Annotated in this window: 16 protein-coding genes and 1 pseudogene; 12 read left to right on the forward strand and 5 right to left on the reverse strand. The window is 69.2% G+C overall.

The window, feature by feature from the left end:
- Nucleotides 1–105: 105 nt before the first annotated feature.
- The 4 genes from AC5Y3Z_RS15165 to AC5Y3Z_RS15180 all read left to right on the forward strand — a co-directional run bounded on the left by AC5Y3Z_RS15165 (nt 106) and on the right by AC5Y3Z_RS15180 (nt 4,778).
- A complete protein-coding gene (locus AC5Y3Z_RS15165; RefSeq protein ID WP_463825605.1) occupies nt 106–537 on the forward strand; it encodes an MmpS family transport accessory protein in 432 nt (143 codons plus the stop codon).
- Between the two features lie 71 nt (nt 538–608).
- On the forward strand, nt 609–3,440 hold the full coding sequence (locus AC5Y3Z_RS15170) for an MMPL/RND family transporter (protein WP_463825969.1): 2,832 nt from the start codon (nt 609–611) through the stop codon (nt 3,438–3,440).
- A 79-nt stretch (nt 3,441–3,519) separates the two neighbouring features.
- Nucleotides 3,520–4,083 carry a sigma-70 family RNA polymerase sigma factor gene (locus AC5Y3Z_RS15175; RefSeq protein WP_463825604.1) on the forward strand — a complete coding sequence of 188 codons (564 nt, stop codon included), beginning with the start codon at nt 3,520–3,522 and terminating at the stop codon, nt 4,081–4,083.
- The gene (locus AC5Y3Z_RS15180) at nt 4,080–4,778 is read left to right on the forward strand and encodes an anti-sigma factor (protein ID WP_463825603.1); all 699 of its coding nucleotides are present in this window, start codon (nt 4,080–4,082) and stop codon (nt 4,776–4,778) included. Before AC5Y3Z_RS15175 ends, AC5Y3Z_RS15180 begins: the two co-directional genes overlap by 4 nt.
- 10 nt (nt 4,779–4,788) lie before the next feature.
- Here the strand turns inward: AC5Y3Z_RS15180 and AC5Y3Z_RS15185 are convergent, their stop codons facing one another.
- Both AC5Y3Z_RS15185 and AC5Y3Z_RS15190 read right to left on the reverse strand, forming a co-directional pair.
- Nucleotides 4,789–5,304, reverse strand: coding sequence for a mycothiol transferase (locus AC5Y3Z_RS15185; protein WP_463825602.1), 516 nt, complete (start codon nt 5,302–5,304; stop codon nt 4,789–4,791).
- A gap of 10 nt (nt 5,305–5,314) precedes the next feature.
- On the reverse strand, nt 5,315–5,698 hold the full coding sequence (locus tag AC5Y3Z_RS15190) for a VOC family protein (protein ID WP_463825601.1): 384 nt from the start codon (nt 5,696–5,698) through the stop codon (nt 5,315–5,317).
- Between the two features lie 45 nt (nt 5,699–5,743).
- Between AC5Y3Z_RS15190 and AC5Y3Z_RS15195 the strand changes: the two genes are divergently transcribed.
- The 3 genes from AC5Y3Z_RS15195 to AC5Y3Z_RS15205 are packed head-to-tail and all read left to right on the forward strand — an operon-like array spanning nt 5,744 to nt 9,406.
- Entirely contained in the window at nt 5,744–7,468 is a 1,725-nt protein-coding gene (locus AC5Y3Z_RS15195) for an N-acyl-D-amino-acid deacylase family protein (RefSeq protein ID WP_473139431.1), read from the forward strand.
- A gap of 54 nt (nt 7,469–7,522) precedes the next feature.
- The gene (locus AC5Y3Z_RS15200) at nt 7,523–8,989 is read left to right on the forward strand and encodes a PPE family protein (protein ID WP_473139432.1); all 1,467 of its coding nucleotides are present in this window, start codon (nt 7,523–7,525) and stop codon (nt 8,987–8,989) included.
- A gap of 18 nt (nt 8,990–9,007) precedes the next feature.
- Nucleotides 9,008–9,406 (forward strand): pyridoxamine 5'-phosphate oxidase family protein, encoded by a 399-nt coding sequence (locus tag AC5Y3Z_RS15205; protein WP_473139433.1) that lies wholly within the window; start codon nt 9,008–9,010, stop codon nt 9,404–9,406.
- Nucleotides 9,407–9,558: 152 nt separating this feature from the next.
- Here the strand turns inward: AC5Y3Z_RS15205 and AC5Y3Z_RS15210 are convergent.
- Nucleotides 9,559–9,748 (reverse strand): annotated as a pseudogene (locus AC5Y3Z_RS15210) (SDR family NAD(P)-dependent oxidoreductase); the annotation flags it as partial.
- Between the two features lie 61 nt (nt 9,749–9,809).
- Here AC5Y3Z_RS15210 and AC5Y3Z_RS15215 point away from each other — a divergent pair.
- The 3 genes from AC5Y3Z_RS15215 to AC5Y3Z_RS15225 all read left to right on the forward strand — a co-directional run bounded on the left by AC5Y3Z_RS15215 (nt 9,810) and on the right by AC5Y3Z_RS15225 (nt 12,563).
- Complete coding sequence (locus tag AC5Y3Z_RS15215; RefSeq protein ID WP_463825597.1) at nt 9,810–11,324, forward strand: PucR family transcriptional regulator; 1,515 nt, start codon at nt 9,810–9,812, stop codon at nt 11,322–11,324.
- A 133-nt stretch (nt 11,325–11,457) separates the two neighbouring features.
- Complete coding sequence (locus tag AC5Y3Z_RS15220) at nt 11,458–12,069, forward strand: Rv1733c family protein (protein WP_473139434.1); 612 nt, start codon at nt 11,458–11,460, stop codon at nt 12,067–12,069.
- 20 nt (nt 12,070–12,089) lie between these two features.
- The gene (locus tag AC5Y3Z_RS15225) at nt 12,090–12,563 is read left to right on the forward strand and encodes a GreA/GreB family elongation factor (protein WP_473139435.1); all 474 of its coding nucleotides are present in this window, start codon (nt 12,090–12,092) and stop codon (nt 12,561–12,563) included.
- 56 nt (nt 12,564–12,619) lie between these two features.
- Here AC5Y3Z_RS15225 and groL read toward each other — a convergent pair whose 3' ends face one another.
- The gene (gene groL, locus AC5Y3Z_RS15230) at nt 12,620–14,245 is read right to left on the reverse strand and encodes a chaperonin GroEL (protein ID WP_463825593.1); all 1,626 of its coding nucleotides are present in this window, start codon (nt 14,243–14,245) and stop codon (nt 12,620–12,622) included.
- Between the two features lie 216 nt (nt 14,246–14,461).
- Between groL and AC5Y3Z_RS15235 the strand changes: the two genes are divergently transcribed.
- Nucleotides 14,462–15,406, forward strand: a complete 945-nt coding sequence (locus tag AC5Y3Z_RS15235) for an SDR family NAD(P)-dependent oxidoreductase (protein ID WP_463825592.1) — start codon at nt 14,462–14,464, stop codon at nt 15,404–15,406.
- A gap of 1 nt (nt 15,407) precedes the next feature.
- On the forward strand, nt 15,408–16,607 hold the full coding sequence (moeA, locus tag AC5Y3Z_RS15240) for a molybdopterin molybdotransferase MoeA (RefSeq protein WP_463825591.1): 1,200 nt from the start codon (nt 15,408–15,410) through the stop codon (nt 16,605–16,607).
- Here the strand turns inward: moeA and AC5Y3Z_RS15245 are convergent.
- Complete coding sequence (locus AC5Y3Z_RS15245; protein WP_473139508.1) at nt 16,604–17,776, reverse strand: MFS transporter; 1,173 nt, start codon at nt 17,774–17,776, stop codon at nt 16,604–16,606. The genes moeA and AC5Y3Z_RS15245 overlap by 4 nt on opposite strands.
- Nucleotides 17,777–17,849 lie beyond the last annotated feature (73 nt).

Consider the following 17,849-nt stretch of genomic DNA (forward strand, 5'->3'; position numbering starts at 1 on the left):
GTTCCGCTCGACAGGGCCGCCCCGGGACATGCGGCGTCGAGGCGGTGGGCCGCCGCCGGTCGCGGTCGCCGAAATTCACATACCAACGGGTGAAGGGGATCTGCGATGTTCAGGCTGCTGTCGCGCGCGTGGATTCCACTGGTCGTGCTGGTGGTGGTGGCGGTGGGGGCCTTCGTGGTCTACCGGGTACACGGTTACTTCGGCTCGGAGAAGCGCGAAACCTACGCCGACAGCAACCTCAAGAACCCCGAGCCGTTCAACCCCAAGCGCATCGTTTACGAGGTGTTCGGTCCGCCGGGTACCGTCGCGGACATCAGTTACTTCGACGTCAACAGCGATCCGCAACGGGTCGAGAATGCCCGGCTGCCCTGGTCGCTGCACATCAGCACCACCAAGGCGGCCATGGTGGGCAACCTTGCGGCACAAGGCGATAGCGACAGCATCGGCTGCCGCATCCTGATCGACGACGAGGTCAAGGCCGAGCGGGTCAGCAACAGCGTCAACGCGTTCACCTTCTGTCTGGTCAAGTCCGCGTGACCACCACCTACGCCCCCGGCGCGCCGGCGCCGGGGCCCGCCACCGACACCCATCGGCCGTTCATCCCGCGGATGATCCATGCCCTCGCGGTGCCGATCATCCTGTTCTGGCTGGTGGTCGTGGTGCTGCTCAGCGTCTTCCTGCCGTCGCTGGAAGTCGTCGGGCAGGAACGGTCGGTGTCGTTGAGCCCCGGTGACGCGCCGTCCTTCGTGGCGCTCAAGCACATCGGCAACGCCTTCAAGGAGGGCGACACCGACAGCTTCGGGATGATCGTCCTGGAAAGCGACAAACCGCTGGGCGCCGAGGCGCACAAGTACTACGACGAGATGGTCCGCAAGCTACGCGAGGACAAGAAACACGTCCTGAGCATCCAGGACTTCTGGGGTGACCCACTGACCGCCGCGGGCGCGCAGAGCAACGACGCCAAAGCCGTCACCGTCCAGCTCACCCTGGCCGGCAACCAGGGCGAACCCCTGGCCAACGAGTCGGTCCTGGCCGTGCGCAAGATCGTGGACGGCATCAAGGCCCCGCCCGGTCTCAAGGCCTACGTCACCGGCGCGTCGGCGCTGGCCGCCGACCTGCATGACAGTGGCGACAAGTCCATGGCCAAGATCACCATCACCACGGTCCTGGTGATCACGCTGATGCTGATGTTCATCTACCGCTCGTTTCTCACCGTCTTCCTGCTGTTGATCTCGGTCGGTATCGAACTGAGCGCGGCACGCGGCGCGGTGGCACTGCTCGGACACAACGGGTTGATCGGGCTGTCCACGTTCTCGGTCAGCCTGCTCACGTCACTGGCGATCGCGGCCGGCACCGACTACGGCATCTTCATCATCGGCCGCTACCAGGAGGCGCGTCAGGCCGGCGAGGATCGGGAGTCGGCGTTCTACACCATGTATCACGGCACCGCGCACGTGATCCTGGGCTCCGGGCTGACCATCGCCGGCGCCCTGTTCTGTCTGCACTTCGCCCGGATGCCCTACTTCCAGACGCTGGGCATCCCGTGCGCGGTCGGCATGCTGGTGGCGGTCCTGGTCGCGCTGACGCTGGGCCCGGCCATCCTGGTGGTGGGCGGCAAGTTCGGGGTGTTCGATCCCAAGCGGGTGCTGTCGGTGCGGGGCTGGCGCCGCATCGGCACGGCCGTGGTGCGCTGGCCGCTGCCCATCCTGGCGGTCACCCTGGCGATCGCGATCATCGGCCTGCTGACGCTGCCGGGCTACAAACCCAGCTACGACGACCGCGCCTACCTGCCCCCGTCCATCCCGGCCAACCAGGGCTTCACCGTCGCCGACCGGCACTTCTCCCAGGCCCGCATGAAGCCGGAGATCCTGATGATCGAATCGGATCACGACCTGCGCAACCCGGCCGACTTCCTGGTGCTCGACAAGCTGGCCAAAGGCATTTTCCGGGTGCCCGGCATCTCCCGCGTCCAGGCCATCACCCGGCCCGACGGCACCACCATGGACCACACGTCGATCCCGTTCCAGATGAGCATGCAGAACGCCGGTCAGGTGCAGACCATGAAATTCCAGCGCGACCGCATGGACGACATGCTCAAGCAGGCCGACGAGATGACCAAGACGATCGCGCTGATGCAGAACATGTACGCGCTGATGACGAAGCTGGTCGGCCTCACGCACAAGATGGTCGGCGACACCGAGGCGATGCAGCAGATCACCAACGACCTGCGCGACAAGATCGCCAACTTCGACGACTTCTTCCGGCCCATCCGCTCGTACTTCTATTGGGAGAAGCACTGTTTCGACATCCCGGTGTGTTGGACGCTGCGGTCGATCTTCGACGCGTTCGACGGGATCGATCAGCTCACCGAGCAACTGAACGTCCTGGTCGGCGACATCAAACAGCTGGACACACTGATGCCGCAGATGATCGCCACCTTCCCGCCGATGATCGACACCATGGTGAGCATGCGGACCATGATGCTGACGATGCACAGCACCATGTCGGGGATCTTCAGCCAGATGGACGAGATGAGCGAGAACGCGACGGCGATGGGCCACGCATTCGACGCCGCCAAGAACGACGACTCGTTCTACCTGCCGCCCGAGGTGTTCAAGAACGAAGACTTCAAGCGCGCCATGAAGAACTTCCTGACCCCCGACGGGCACGCGGCGCGGTTCATCATCCTGCACCGGGGTGATCCCGCGTCGCCCGAAGGCATCGCCAGCATCGACCAGATACGCACCGCGGCCGAGGAATCCCTGAAGGGGACGCCCCTGGAAGACGCCAAGATCTACCTGGCCGGCACCGGGGCGGTGTTCAAGGACATCTCCGACGGCGCCAAATGGGATCTGCTGATCGCCGGCATCTCCTCGTTGTGCCTGATCTTCATCATCATGCTGATCATCACCCGCGCCTTCGTGGCCGCCGCGGTGATCGTCGGGACGGTGGCGTTGTCGCTGGGCGCCTCCTTCGGCCTGGCCGTGCTGGTCTGGCAGCACATCTTCGGCATCCCGCTGCACTGGCTGGTGCTGGCGATGTCGGTCATCGTGCTGCTGGCCGTGGGATCGGACTACAACCTGCTGCTGGTCTCCCGGTTCAAACAGGAGATCCACGCCGGTCTGAACACCGGAATCATCCGGTCGATGGGCGGCACCGGCAAGGTGGTGACCAACGCGGGTCTGGTGTTCGCGTTCACCATGGCCTCGATGATCATCGGCGATGCCCGCATGATCGGCCAGGTGGGCACCACCATCGGGCTGGGTCTGCTGTTCGACACGCTGATCGTGCGCGCCTTCATGACGCCGTCGATTGCCGCGCTGCTGGGCCGCTGGTTCTGGTGGCCGATCCGGGTGCGGACGCGCCCGGCCCGCAGCCCCGCCCTGGCGCGCATCGAGCGGCCGACCGAGCGGATACCGGCGCTCAGCGGCGACCGTTAGTCCCGTCGGTCCGGCCATCCGGGCAGCCCCGGGCTCCGAATAGCAGGTGTGCAACCAAGGGGCGTTAGGCTACCGATCGATGACCGGCCCGCCCCCCTCCAGCAACGACCTGGACGCCTTGCTGCGCCGGGTGGCCGCAGGCGACGACGCCGCGTTCGCGGCGTTCTACGACCAGACGAAAACCCGGGTGTACGGGCTGGTGACCAGGGTGCTGCGTGACTCCGGCTACAGCGAAGAGACCACTCAGGAGATCTACCTCGAGGTGTGGCGCACGGCGTCGGACTTCGACACCGCCAAGGGCTCGGCGCTGGCCTGGTTGATGACCATGACGCACCGGCGCGCGGTGGATCGGGTGCGCAGCGAACAGGCCGGGACTGAACGCGAATCACGCTACGGCACAGCGAATTTCGAGTCGGCAACCGACGTCGTCGCCGATTCGGCGATAGCCGGCGACGAACGCCGCCGGGTGGTCGGGTGTCTGGAGGGGTTGACCGAAGCGCAACGACAGTGCATCGAGCTGGCCTACTACGGCGGACTGACCTACGCCGAGGTGTCGCAGCGGTTGGCGGCGAACCTGTCCACGATCAAGTCACGCATGCGCGACGCGCTGCGCGGGTTGCGCAACTGTCTGGACGTGTCATGACCGCCCCCCACGGCTTCGACCTGCTGGAGCTGGCGGCCCCCTATGCCCTGCACGCGTTGTCCGACGCCGAGCGGGTCGAGGTCGACGCCCGGGTCGACGCCGCGCCGGCGCCGGTCGCCGCGGCCTTCGCCGACGAGGTCCGCGCCATCCGCGAGACCATGGCGGTGCTGTCGTCGGCCAGTGCGGCCGAACCGCCCGATCAGTTGCGCGCCGCCGTGCTGGCCCGGGCCACCCCCGCTGCGACACCGCTGCGCCGGATGCCGCAGCGGCGCACCGCCCTCATCGCGGCGGCGGCGACCATCGCGATCGGCCTGGGGGCGTTCGGCCTCGGTGTACTGATGCGGCCGTCGCCGACGATGGCCGAGCAGGTTCTGGCCGCACCCGACGTGCGGACCGTGTCCCGGCCGCTGGGGCCGGGAACGGCGACGGTGATGTTCTCCCGCGACCGCAACGCGGGCGTGTTGGTGATGAACAACGTGCCGCCGCCGCCACCGGGCAGCGTGTATCAGATGTGGCTGATCGGCACGAGCGGCCCGACGTCGGCGGGCACCATGGGCGTTGCGGCGGTGGCGCCGTCCACGAAGGCGACGCTGGACAATCTGGGCGGCTCGACCGTGCTGGCGTTCACCGTCGAACCCGGCACCGGGTCGCTGCAGCCCACCAGCCCGGTGCTCGCCGAATTGCCGCTGGGCTGACGCGCCGGCCCTACTTCACGATGCCCCGCAGGTAGGCGGCCTGGCCCAGGTGTTGCGCGCAATCGTCGATGATGCTGACCAGCCGCCCGCTCGCGGTGACCGGCGGATCCCAGTTGGTGTCCACCACGCGGGCCAGCTCGGCGGCCGTCACCGTCGCGACGTACTCCAGGGTGAATTCGTGCACCGCCCGGTAGTAGCCGGCCAACAGGTCGGCGGGCGCGTGCACCTTGGCGACGTCGTCGGGACCGTGCCCGTACCCGATGTCGCGCCGCGGTAGGTCCAGCCCGAACCGGTCCACCCAACCGTCGCGGGTCCACACCTCCTCGACCCCCGCGATGTCGGCGAGCTGCAGATCCTGCACGCGGGCGCTGTGCCAGACCAGCCAGGCGATGCTGTTGGCTTCGGGAGTCGGCCGGTAGTCGGCGACCTCAGCGGTGAGCCCGTCGGTGATTTCGTCGGTGTGCTCGATCAATCGGGTGAATGCATCGCGCAGCAGTTCCTGCACGGCGGCGTCGGGATTTGTCACCAGGCCGACCCTACGGGCCGCCGTGCCAGACCGCCTCCACGTTGTTGCCGTCCGGATCGCGCACGAAGGCACCGTAGTAACCGGCGTGATACTCCGGCCACCGCCGCGGGGCGTGCAACGGCTCCGCACCCAGGCTCACCGCAGTCTCGTAGAAGGCGCGCACCGCAGCCTCGTCCTGCGCCTGGAACGCAATGTGGACCTCGCGATTCGGGCCCGAACCGGCGCCGTTGCCGACGCCGTCGGCGATCCAGAAGTCCGGCTTACCGTTGCGGCCGTACCCGATGGCCACACCGAAATCCAGCTGCCGGGAGTAACCCAGCACACCGAGCACGGTGTCGTAGAAGTTCTTCGAATCGGCATAGTTGGCACAGTTGATGCCCAGGTGATCGATCACGATGCGATCCTGGCACGACCCTGCGCCCGGTCGTAGATTATTCAGATGACCTACGACCTGCTGATCCGCAACGGCACCATCGTGGACGGACTCGGAGGTGAGCCGTACGTCGGTGATGTCGCGGTGCGGGACGGTGTGATCGCCGCGGTCGGGTCGGTGACCGGGGGAGCCGAGCGGGAGATCGACGCGACCGGACTGCTCGTCACGCCGGGCTTCGTCGACCTGCACACCCATTACGACGGACAGGCCATCTGGTCGGACCGGCTGACGCCGTCCTCGGCGCACGGGGTGACCACCGTCGTGGTCGGTAACTGCGGAGTCGGCTTCGCGCCGTGCCGACAAGAGGACCACGAGGTGCTCGTCGACGTGATGGCCGGCGTGGAGGACATCCCCGGTGTCGTGATGACCGACGGTCTGCCGTGGACCTGGGAATCCTTCCCGGAATATCTGGACGAACTGGACGCCCGCCGCCGTGATATCGACGTCGCCGCATACCTGCCGCACTCCCCGCTGCGGGTCTTCGTGATGGGCCGACGCGGCGCCGACCGCGAGCCCGCCACCGCCGACGACCTGGCCAAGATGCGGGCGCTGGCCAAGGAGGCCACCGAAGCCGGGGCGCTGGGCTTCGCCTCCTCGCGGCTGATGATCCACAAAACCGAGAGCGGCGCTCCGATCCCCAGCTACGACGCCGCCCGGGAGGAGATCGAGCAGATCGCCCGGGGCGTGGTCGACGGCGGCGGCGGCCTGCTGCAGTTCGTGCCCGACGTGCCGGCCGGCGGCTACCAACAGGTGTTGCAGACGGTGTTCGACGTCGCCGAGGACGTGGGATTGCCGCTCACCTTCACCCTGATCGTCGGCAACTCCGGGGACCCCACCTGGCCGGAGGCCATCACCATGATCGATAAGGCCAACGCGGCCGGTGGTGACGTCAGCGCGCAGCTACTGCCCCGTCCGATCGGGCTGATCATCGGGCTGCAGCTGAGCGCCAACCCGTTCGTGCTCTACCCCAGCTACCGCGAGATCGCCGACCTGCCGCTGGCCGAACGCGTCGCCGAGATGCGCAAGCCGGAGGTACGCGCCCGCATCCTGGCCGACAAGCCCGGCACCGGGCACCCGATCCTCTACGTCGCCCAGCTGTGGGACTGGATCTTCCCGCTCGACGACAACCCCGACTACGAGCCGGACCCGTCGACCAGCATCGGCGCGCGCGCCCGGGCCCGCGGGGTGGACCCGATGGCGGAAGCCTACGACCGGCTGCTCGACGACGACGGCCGGGCGATGCTGCTGGTCGCCACCAGCAACCTGGAGAACAACTCGCTGGACACCGTGGGCGAACTGCTGCACCGCGACGACGTGATACTCGGACTCGGCGACGGCGGCGCGCACTACGGCATGATCTGCGACGCCAGCTACTCGACGTACTTCCTCACGCACTGGGCCCGGGACCGGGCGACCGGTCGCTTCACCGTCGCCGAAGCGGTCCGCGAACTCACCTCGGTGCCGGCGCGGATCGCCGGACTGGCCGACCGCGGCCGCATCGCCGTCGGCTTCAAGGCCGACCTCAACGTCATCGACCACGCGGGGCTGCGGCTGCACAAACCCGTCATCGCCTACGACCTGCCGGCCGGTGGGCGTCGGCTGGACCAGACCGCCGACGGCTACGTCGCGACGGTGGTATCCGGCCAGGTGATCGCCGAGCACGGTCAGCCCACCGCGGCCCGGCCGGGGCGGTTGGTGCGCGGCCGGCAGGCCGCACCCGCGGCGGTCTGAGCGGGTTACCCGATAAGCCCACGGTGGCCAGTCCCAGCCGGGTAGGTTTGGGTGGTGACAAGCCCGCATTTCGCGTGGTTGCCGCCTGAGATCAATTCGGCACTAATGTTCGCCGGTCCCGGCGCGGGACCGTTACTTGCTGCTGCCGCAGCATGGGGCGGATTGGCCGAGGAGCTGGCGTCGTCGGTGGCGTCGTTCACCGCTGTCACCCAAGAATTGACCACCTCGTCCTGGCTGGGACCGTCCGCCGCGGCGATGATGGAGGTCGCCACCCAGTACATGGCCTGGCTGAGCGCGGCGGCGGTGCAGGCCGACCTGGCCGCGGCGCAGGCCGCGGCGACCGCGGCGGCGTTCGAGGCCGCGGTGGCCGCCACCGTGCAGCCGGCCGTGGTGGCCGCCAACCGCGGCCTGGTGCAGATGCTGGCGTCCACGAACTTCTTCGGGATGAACTGGCCCGCCATCATGGACACCGAATCCGCCTACGAAGCGATGTGGGCCGCGGACGTGGCTGCGATGGTGAACTACCACTTCGACGCATCGAAGGCAGCCGCCCAACTGGCCCCCTGGCAGCAGGTGCTGCGGAACCTGGGCATCGACGTCGGCAACAACGGCATCAACTTCGGCTTCCGCAACACCGGCAGCGGCAACATCGGCAACAACAACGTCGGCAACTACAACCTGGGCAGCGGTAACAGCGGCATCGGCAACGTCGGCGCCGGCAACACCGGCAGCTACAACCTGGGCTTCGGCAACACCGGCACCAGCAACATGGGCATCGCCAACTTTGGCAGTGGCAACCTCGGCTTCGCCAACACCGGCAGCGACTCCTTCGGTTTCGGACTGACCGGCGACCACCAGTTCGGCTTCGGCGGGCTCAACTCCGGCAGCGGCAACACCGGCTTCGGCAACTCCGGCAGCGGCAACAGCGGCTTCTTCAATTCCGGTACCGACAACATGGGCTTCGGCAACTCGGGTTCCCTCAACGCCGGGATCGGCAACTCCGGCGACGCCGGACTCGGCGGCCCGCTGAGCCACTGGAACTCGGGCATGTACAGCAGCGCGGCCGGCCTGGACTCCGCGGTGGCCGGCAATGCGCACTACGCGACGGGCGGTCTGGGAACCGCGGCGCTCGGTTCGGGCCTGCTCGGCTCGGCGTTGGCCACCACCGGGGGGCTGCACCCCGGTCTGGCCGGCGCGCTGAACTCCGGCATCAGCGGACCCGTCGTCGCGTCGGCGCCCGCGCCGGCCGCCGCCGGCGAACCGGGCGGCCCCAGTCCCGTCTCGGCCAACCCCACCAGCAGCCCCGCCGCCAACTCAGGCCTGCGCACCAGCGGCGGCAGCCCGACCGGCTTCTACCCGTCCGGCGATCCCGGCGCGCGCCCCACGCTGGCACGCGAGTCGGTGCTGAGCAGCCTGAGCCTGCCCAGCGACCCGATCCCCAAGTCCGGGTTCCATCCGCCGTCTGAGCGCGACACCGCGGATCAGAGCCGGGTGATCAAGTTCCCGGTGCGGTCGCAGTAGCGCGCCTATCCTCGGTGCATGGCTGCAAAGACCGCGAAAAAGGTTGACTTCCAGCGGCTGGCCGCCGCCCTGCCGGACTTCCCGTTCGCCTATCTGATCACCGTCGACGACAACTATCGGGTGCACACCGTGACGATCGAGCCGGTGCTGCGCGATCAGACCGTCGAGGTGGGCCTGATCGGCGGCGGCACCCGGGCCAACCTGGCCCGCCGCGTCGAGGTCACCCTGCTCTGGCCGCCGCCGGTACCGGGCGGCTACTCGCTGATCGTCGACGGGCGCGCCGAGATCGCCGACGCCGGCACCGACGCCGCGCGCTGCACGGTGGTGCCCACCCGCGCCCTGCTGCACCGCAATGCCGAGTCCGCGACCGCGGGCTGTCTGCACGACTGCGTCGTGTTCAGCGTGCCGGACGCATGAGCCGCATCGAACCTCTCGCACCGCCGTGGAGCGACGCCGGCGCCGCCGATATCACCAGCTGGGGCCACCCGACCGCACCCTGATCGAGGCCGTCGACGAACTGGAACGCACCGGATCGTGGTCGGCGCAGACATGGGCGGCACTGGGCATGGAACAGGCTCACCTCCACCCGGACCCGTCGGAGAGTTCGTCCGCCAGCTCGCGCAACCGGTCTTCGCGGCGAACGACCAGCGTGACGCCGTGACCGCGGCCGGCCAGTTCGCGCGCGATGTCGGCGCCGATGCCCGACGAGGCCCCGGTCACGACGGCGGTGCTGGCGGGGGATGGAGTCGGGAGAGCCACGCCACCGAGACTACCGTCACCGCACCCTGAATTACGCTGTGGGCAACTGGAGGAGCGGCGCGTGATCACGCTGGATCGCCTGGTCAACGTACTGGGTAGTTACGGGGTGCGACTGCGGTGGTCGTCGATTCCGCGATCGACCGAGCTGCGCAACGTCGTGATGCACGAGACCACGCCGCGCGGCCCGGTGACGGGCGACGTGCTGCTCGCCATCGGTGCCACCTCGCTCGAGGAGGCGATGCGGTGGGCCGACGCGGCGCATGCGGTCGTGACGTTGCTGCGCGCCGAGGTCGAGCCGTCCTTCGACGGTGAACCCGGCGCGGTGCTGCTGGTCGACGAGGCGCTGTCGTGGAGCGAGCTGGCCGCGGTGGTCTACGGGCTGGTGTTGGAGGGCCGCGAGACCGAATCCGGGCGAGGACCGACCGATTTGTTCGCCCTCACCGACAGTCTGGCCGACGCGATCGGTGGCGGCGTCGTCATCCACGACCGGTTGATGCAGGTGCTGGCATATTCCCGACAGCAGCAGCACGCGGATTCCGCACGGGTGCAGACCATCCTGGCCCGCCAGACACCGGAGCGGTTGCGGGCGTTCTTCGACGAAGACGGCGTGTTCACGCATCTGGCGGCTTCCGATGAACCGCTGTTCATTCCCGAGGACGCCGAGCACGGCGTGACGGGACGGACGGTGGTCGCCGTGCGCTCCGGGCGCGAACTGATGGGATCGGTCTGGGTGGCGTGTGCCCGCCCGCTGGACGGTGCGGCCCGCGTCGCGCTGGTCGACAGCGCCCACACGGTGGCCGTCCACCTGTTGCGGTCACGCGCAAGTGCCGACCTCGAGCGCCAGGTGGAATCCGAGCTGGTGATCCGGTTGCTGGAAAGCACAGCCGACGCCGCGACGGTGCTCAGCAGACTGGGACTACCGCGCACTCCCCTGCGGGTGATCGCGTTGCAACCGTCCGTCGCTGCCGATCGGGACGCGGTACTGCTGCTGGCGTTCGAGCGTGCCACCGCCGGGTTCGGTTGGTCCCGGCCGGGCCGCAGCGCCCTGGTCGGCAGCACCGTCTACACCCTGCTACCCGGCGAGGCAGCGGAAACGGCCCGGCAATGGGTTGCCGGGCTGAGGGCTGCACTGCCCGAGGGGGTCACCGTGGTGGCCGGCATCAGCGGCGCAACCGAGCCGACCGACCTGGCCGGCGCCCGGCAGGAGGCCGACGAGTGCCTGGCGTTACACGAGGCGTCGCCGTCGGCCGCCGTCCCGGTGTACGACGAATGCTGGGACGAGATTCTGCTGCAGCGGTTGCGCACGGCGTCGCGGTCCGGCCGGCTGCCGGACCGGGGTCCCGTCGCCGATCTGCGTCGCCACGACGACGCGCACGGCACCACGTACGTGGCGACGCTGCGGGCATGGCTCGCGGCCCAGGGGGACCCGGCCGCCGCCGGTGCGCGGTTGGGAGTGCATGAGAACACCGTGCGAAACCGGATGCGCAAGATGGTCGAGGTCACCGACCTCGCCCTGGACGACGCCGAGAAGCGGCTCGCGATGATGATTCAGCTGGCGGCCACCGATTTCGACTGAGCCGCTGTGCGGTGTCGAGACGCTACAACGTGAGTCGGCGCGATTGTGCGGCTGGGCCAACAGGTGCCGGGGCCGTCCGGGTCATCCTGGAATTGCCGCCGAAGTTTGGCGGCCCATCGATAGGAGACCGCCGATGACCCGCCGGCACGCCGATCCGCAGCAGCGGTCGGGCGACGGCGCCGCCTTCACCGTGCGCGCGCCGCTCTGGTTGCGGGTGCTGTTCAGCCGCAACCCGCTGATCCGCGTCAGCGATCGACTCGAAGCGTTCGCTCTCGTGTTGACCTTCGCGGTGTCGCTGCTGGCAGCTCCCGCCGCCGGCGCCATCGGTACCGCGGTCTACGGCTCCCGCACCCAGTTCCATGCCGCGCAGGCGCAGGGTCGAACCGAGGTCACCGCGACCGTGCTCGATGCGCCCGCCCGCAGCGATCTCACCCAGGTGCACGCTAGGTGGTTCGCCGCCGGGGTGGAACACACCGGCAAGGTCCACGCGCGCACGGCACCGAAACCGGGCGAGACCGTCGAGATCTCGGTGAATCGGGACGGCTCCTACGCCGGCGCACCGCAGATGTCCGCCGCGCGCGAAGCGGTGTTCGCGGCGCTGGCGGTCTGGCTGAACGTGACGGTTGCGGCCGGACTGATCTTCATCGGAGTCCGCAAGCTGCTGCGCCGGTCCCGCTACGACAGCTGGCGACCGGAGCTGGCCGATGTGACCGGCGAGGGCCGCGGCCACATCAGTCGACCCTGACAACACCGAAAGGACACCGAATGACTCTTGCCGATGCTCAACGCGTATGGATCTCCAAGCGCGGCTATGACCGGTTACAGCGGGAACTCGCCGCGCTTCGCGAGTCAGGTCGCGCCGCAGCTCGCGACGGCGACGCCGAGGCGCAGGCCGACGAACTGCAACGGCAGCTGCGCATCCAGCAGATCCACGATCTGCTGACCGACGTCACGGTGGGGCAGGATCCCCCGGACGACGGGATCGCCGAACCCGGCATGGTGCTGACCGTCCGCTTCGACGACACCGGTGCGGTCGAGACGTTCCTGCTGGGCGTGCGCAGTGCCGAACACGGTGACATCGAGGTCTACTCCAACCAGGCCCCGTTGGGCGCCGCGCTGGAAGGCGCGCGACCTGGTGAGCGCCGGGCGTATCGCCTGCCCAACGGCGCCGCGGTGACGGTCACGCTGCTCAACGCGGTGCCCTACGGCATCCACACCGCCGGCACCGCGTCCCGCTGAGACCAAAAAAGGCCCGGTCCCTGTTGCCAGGGACCGGGCTCTTTTCGTACCCGGACTTAGAAGTCCATACCGCCCATGCCGCCGGTCGGGTCGCCCGCCGGAGCGGCCGCCTTCTCCGGCTTGTCGGCGACGACCGCCTCGGTGGTCAGGAACAGGCCCGCGATGGACGCCGCGTTCTGCAGCGCCGAACGGGTCACCTTGACCGGGTCGGCAACGCCGGCCTTGAGCAGGTCCTCGTACTCACCGGTGGCGGCGTTCAGGCCGGTCCCGGCGGGCGAGTTGCGCACCTTCTCGGCCACCACGCCGGGCTCCAGCCCGGAGTTGAAGGCGATCTGCTTGAGCGGCGCCTCGAGCGCGACGCGCACGATGTTGGCACCGGTCGCCTCGTCACCCTTGAGGTCCAGCTCGGCCAGCGCGGGCGCCGACTGCAGCAGGGCCACGCCACCACCGGCGACAATGCCCTCCTCGACGGCCGCCTTGGCGTTGCGGACGGCGTCCTCGATGCGGTGCTTGCGCTCCTTGAGCTCCACCTCGGTGGCAGCCCCGGCCTTGATCACCGCAACACCGCCGGCCAGCTTGGCCAGGCGCTCCTGCAGCTTCTCGCGGTCGTAGTCGGAGTCGCTGTTCTCGATCTCGGCGCGGATCTGGGCCACCCGGCCGGCGATGGCGTCGGAGTCACCGGCGCCCTCGACGATGGTGGTCTCGTCCTTGGTGATGACGACCTTGCGGGCCTTGCCGAGCAGCGCGATGTCGGCGTTCTCCAACGAGAGCCCGACCTCTTCGCTGATGACCTGACCACCGGTGAGGATGGCCATGTCCTGCAGCATCGCCTTGCGGCGGTCACCGAAGCCCGGAGCCTTGACGGCGACGGACTTGAAGGTGCCGCGGATCTTGTTGACGACCAGGGTGCTCAGCGCCTCGCCCTCGACGTCCTCGGCGATGATCAGCAGCGGCTTGCCACCCTGAATGACCTTCTCCAGCAGGGGCAGCAGGTCCTTGACGGTCGAGACCTTGGAGCTGACCAGCAGGATGTAGGGGTCCTCCAGGACGGCTTCCTGACGCTCGGCGTCGGTGACGAAGTAGCCCGAGATGTAACCCTTGTCGAACCGCATGCCCTCGGTGAGCTCGAGCTGCAGGCCGAAGGTGTTGGACTCCTCGACGGTGATGACGCCCTCGTTGCCGACCTTGTCCATCGCCTCGGCGATCAGGTCGCCGATCGACTGGTCACCGGCGGAGATGCCAGCGGTGGCCGCGATCTGCTCCTTGGTCTCGACGTCCTTGGCCGAGTCGAGCAGGGTCTGGGTCACCTTCTCCACAGCCTTTTCGATGCCGCGCTTGAGACCCAGCGGGTTGGCGCCGGCGGCCACGTTGCGCAGGCCCTCCTTGACCAGGGCCTGGGCCAGCACGGTGGCTGTGGTGGTGCCGTCACCGGCGACATCGTCGGTCTTCTTGGCGACTTCCTTGACCAGCTCGGCGCCGATCTTCTCGTACGGGTCCTCCAGCTCGATCTCCTTGGCGATGGAAACCCCATCGTTGGTGATCGTGGGAGCGCCCCACTTCTTCTCCAGGACGACGTTGCGACCCTTGGGGCCCAACGTCACCTTTACCGCGTCGGCGAGGCTGTTCAGGCCCCGCTCGAGGCCGCGACGGGCCTCTTCGTCGTACGCAATTGTCTTGGCCATTGCGAAGTTATTCCTCCGGATTGGGGATGAAACGGGCGCTATCGGGTGACGGCAGTCCCGTTACTTACGCTGGCCGGGCGCAGTGCCCGCGACGGACGACCGAATGGCCTCACCGTCCCGACCTAGCACTCGCCGGTCGCGAGTGCCAACGTCATTTTTAGCACTCGCCTATGCCGAGTGCAAGAAGGCCCCGGCCCAGTTGGGTATGTTCGGGCCATGGCCTCCAACGGCGACGGTGACCGCACCTGGGCAGCCGGCGACATCCCGGATCAGAGCGGGCGCACCATCGTCATCACCGGCGCCAATACCGGGCTGGGCTACCACACCGCCGAAGCTCTGGCCTTCCGCGGCGCGCACGTGGTGCTGGCGGTGCGCAACCTGGCGAAGGGCAACGCGGCACTGGCCCGCATCGCCGCCGCGGCGGGCCGCGAAGACCGCCCGGCCGACGTCACGCTGACCGAGCTGGACCTCAGTTCGCTGGATTCAGTCCGCCGCTGTGCGGACCGGCTGCGCGACAGCTACCCCCGCATCGACCTGCTGATCAACAACGCCGGGGTGATGTGGACGCCCAGGCAACTCACCGCGGACGGCTTCGAGCTGCAGTTCGGCACCAACCATCTGGGGCATTTCGCATTCACCGGCCTGCTGCTGGAGCACCTGCTGCCGGTGCGAGGTTCCCGGGTGGTGACCGTCAGCAGCCTCGGTCACCGGCTGCGCGCAGCCATCCACTTCGACGATCTGCAGTGGGAACGCGGCTACAGCCGCGTCGGCGCCTACGGACAGTCCAAGCTGGCCAACCTGTTGTTCACCTACGCATTGCAGCGCCGGCTGGCAGCGGCGGCCGCACCCACCATCGCCGTCGCCGCGCACCCGGGTGGCTCCAGCACCGAGCTGGCCCGCAACGTGCCGTGGTACCTGCAGCCACTGCTGGTGCTCGGACCGGTGTTGTTCCAGAGCGCCGAGGCCGGGGCCCTGCCGACGCTGCGCGCGGCGACCGACCCCGCGGTGCAGGGCGGCCAGTACTACGGGCCGGACGGCTTCGCCGAGCAGCGCGGCAATCCCACCGTGGTCCAGTCCAGCGCCCAGTCGCACGACGTCGAGCTGCAGCGCCGGCTCTGGGACATCTCCGAACAGCTCACCGGGGTTCGGTTCCCCGTCTGACATGCGCTCGGTCACCGAACATCAGCGGATCGTCGCGGACCTGATCCGGCCGCGCCCGGCGGTCGCAGTGTCGCTGCGCGACGCCCTGGGCCTGACGCTGGCCGAGGACGTGGTTGCGCCGCTGTCACTGCCGGTGTTCGACAACTCCGCGATGGACGGCTACGCGGTGTGGGCGCAGGACACCGTGGCCGCCACCCCCGACCATCCGGTGCAGTTGCCCGTCGCCGAGGACATTCCGGCCGGGCGCACCGACCCGCTCGAACTGCGACCGGGCACCGCCCACCGGATCATGACCGGCGCGCCGCTGCCGGCGGGTGCGACGGGCATCGTGCCGGTGGAAGACACCGACGGCGGCGTCGAGACGGTGCGGATCCGCCGGCCCGCCGGCCCCGGCCGCCACATCCGCCGCGCCGGCGAGGACGTCGCCGCCGGTACCACCGTGTTGTCCGCCGGCCGAGTGGTGACCCCGGCCGCGCTGGGCCTGGTGGCGGCGTTGGGACTGGCCGAGTTGGCGGTGCTACCGCGACAGCGGGTGCTGGTGATCTCCACCGGCTCGGAGTTGGCGCCGCCGGGCGCTGCGCTGCTGCCCGGGCAGATCTACGAGTCCAACGCGGTCATGCTGGCCGCCGCCGTCCGGGAGGCGGGCGCCGAGGTGGTGGCCACCGCGACCGCCGGCGACGACGTCGCCCAGTTCAACGCGGTGCTGGACAGTCACGCCGCCGCCGCCGACCTGATCGTCACCAGCGGCGGGGTCAGTGCCGGCGCCTATGAGGTGGTCAAGGACGCCTTCGGTGGCGATCGAGGCGTGCAGTTCGTCAAGGTCGCGATGCAGCCGGGCATGCCGCAGGGCGTCGGACGGGTGGGCGGCACCCCGATCGTCACCTTGCCCGGCAACCCGGTCAGTGCGCTGGTGTCCTTCGAGGTGTTCATCCGGCCGGCGCTGCGCACCGCCATGGGGCTACCGGATCCGCGCCGCCCACTGCGCGCGGCGGTGCTGACCGAGACGGTGTCCTCACCGCGGGGCAAACGCCAGTTCCGCCGGGCGGTGCTGGACGCTGAGACCGGGCAGGTCACCAGTTACGGCCCGCCGGCTTCGCACCACCTGCGCTGGCTGGCCACCGCGAACGGGCTGCTCGACATCCCCGAAGATGTTGTGGAGGTGCCGGCCGGCACCCGGCTGCAGGTGTGGGATCTGCGCTAGGCGGTCGAACCGGCCGGATCCCGGTGAAATTCGTCGGCGACCTTGAACGCGGTGGTGCCGCCGATGGCCACCGCGGCCACCGCGAGCACCACCGGGATGGTGAGCAGCGCCGCGGACAGCCCGAACCACTCGGCGAGGTGGCCGATCAGCGGCGGACCGAGCAGGTTGCCCAGCCAGCCGGTCGCGGCCACCAGGGCGATCGCCGAGCCGCCCTGGCCGGCGGAGTAGGCGGCGCTCAACGCCGTCGGCACCAACAGCGCCACCCCGGCGCCCACACAGGCGAAGCCGATGACGCTGACCGCGACACTGGCGGACGCGAGCGTCACGCACATGGCGACCGCGGCGAACAGGGCCAGCGCCGGCAGCAGCCGACGTGCCGGCAATCGCGCGTGCAACCGCATCGCGCCGAGCCGCATCGCCACCATCGCCGACGTGTAGGCGGCGTAGCTCAGCGCCGCCACACCGGGACCGGCGCCGACCACGTCGTGCAGATAGTTGGCTGACCAGTCGGTGGCGGCGCCCTCGCACAGGAACGACGCAAAGGCCACCGCAGCCAGCAGCGCCACCGTCCGGGTCAGCCGAGCCCGACCCGGCTGCTTGCCGTCCTCGCAGGCGACCACGGCCTCGTCCGGGAACAGGCGGCGGGTGAACGGGCCCACGGCGACCAGCACCACCGCCCCGAGCACCGTCAGCTGCAGGCCCAGGCCGACCCCGATGCTGACGCAGCCGGCGCCGGTCAGCGCGCCCAGCAGGGCGCCGACACTCCACATGCCGTGGAAGCGGGCCATGATCGGCGCGCGGGCCAGCCGCTCCACCGTGCCGGCCTGGGTGTTCATCGCGACGTCCAGGCCACCCTGGAACATCCCCCACAGCGCGAGTGTGCCGAACAGCCACAGCCCGGAGGTGGCCAGCCCGACCGTCATTCCGGCCAGCGCGTAGCCCACCACCATGACCGGCACCAGCCGGTGACTGCCCCAGCGCGGCAACGCCCAATGGCTGAACACCGTCGCCGCGACCGACCCCAGCGGCGCACCGAACAGCGCGGTGCCCAACGCGGCGTCAGACAGCCCCAGGTCCGCCTTGACCTGCGGGATGTGCGCCGCCCACGACGAAAACACCACAGCGTGCAAGATGAACACTGCGGTGACACTCAGCTTCGCGCGGCGCAGGCGGGCCGCGCGCGCGTCATCGGTGGAAATCAGAGTGGGCCCTCAGGGACGGGTGCGAATTCCAAACGTTCTC

This window comes from Mycobacterium sp. NGS61 (genome assembly GCF_059812325.1).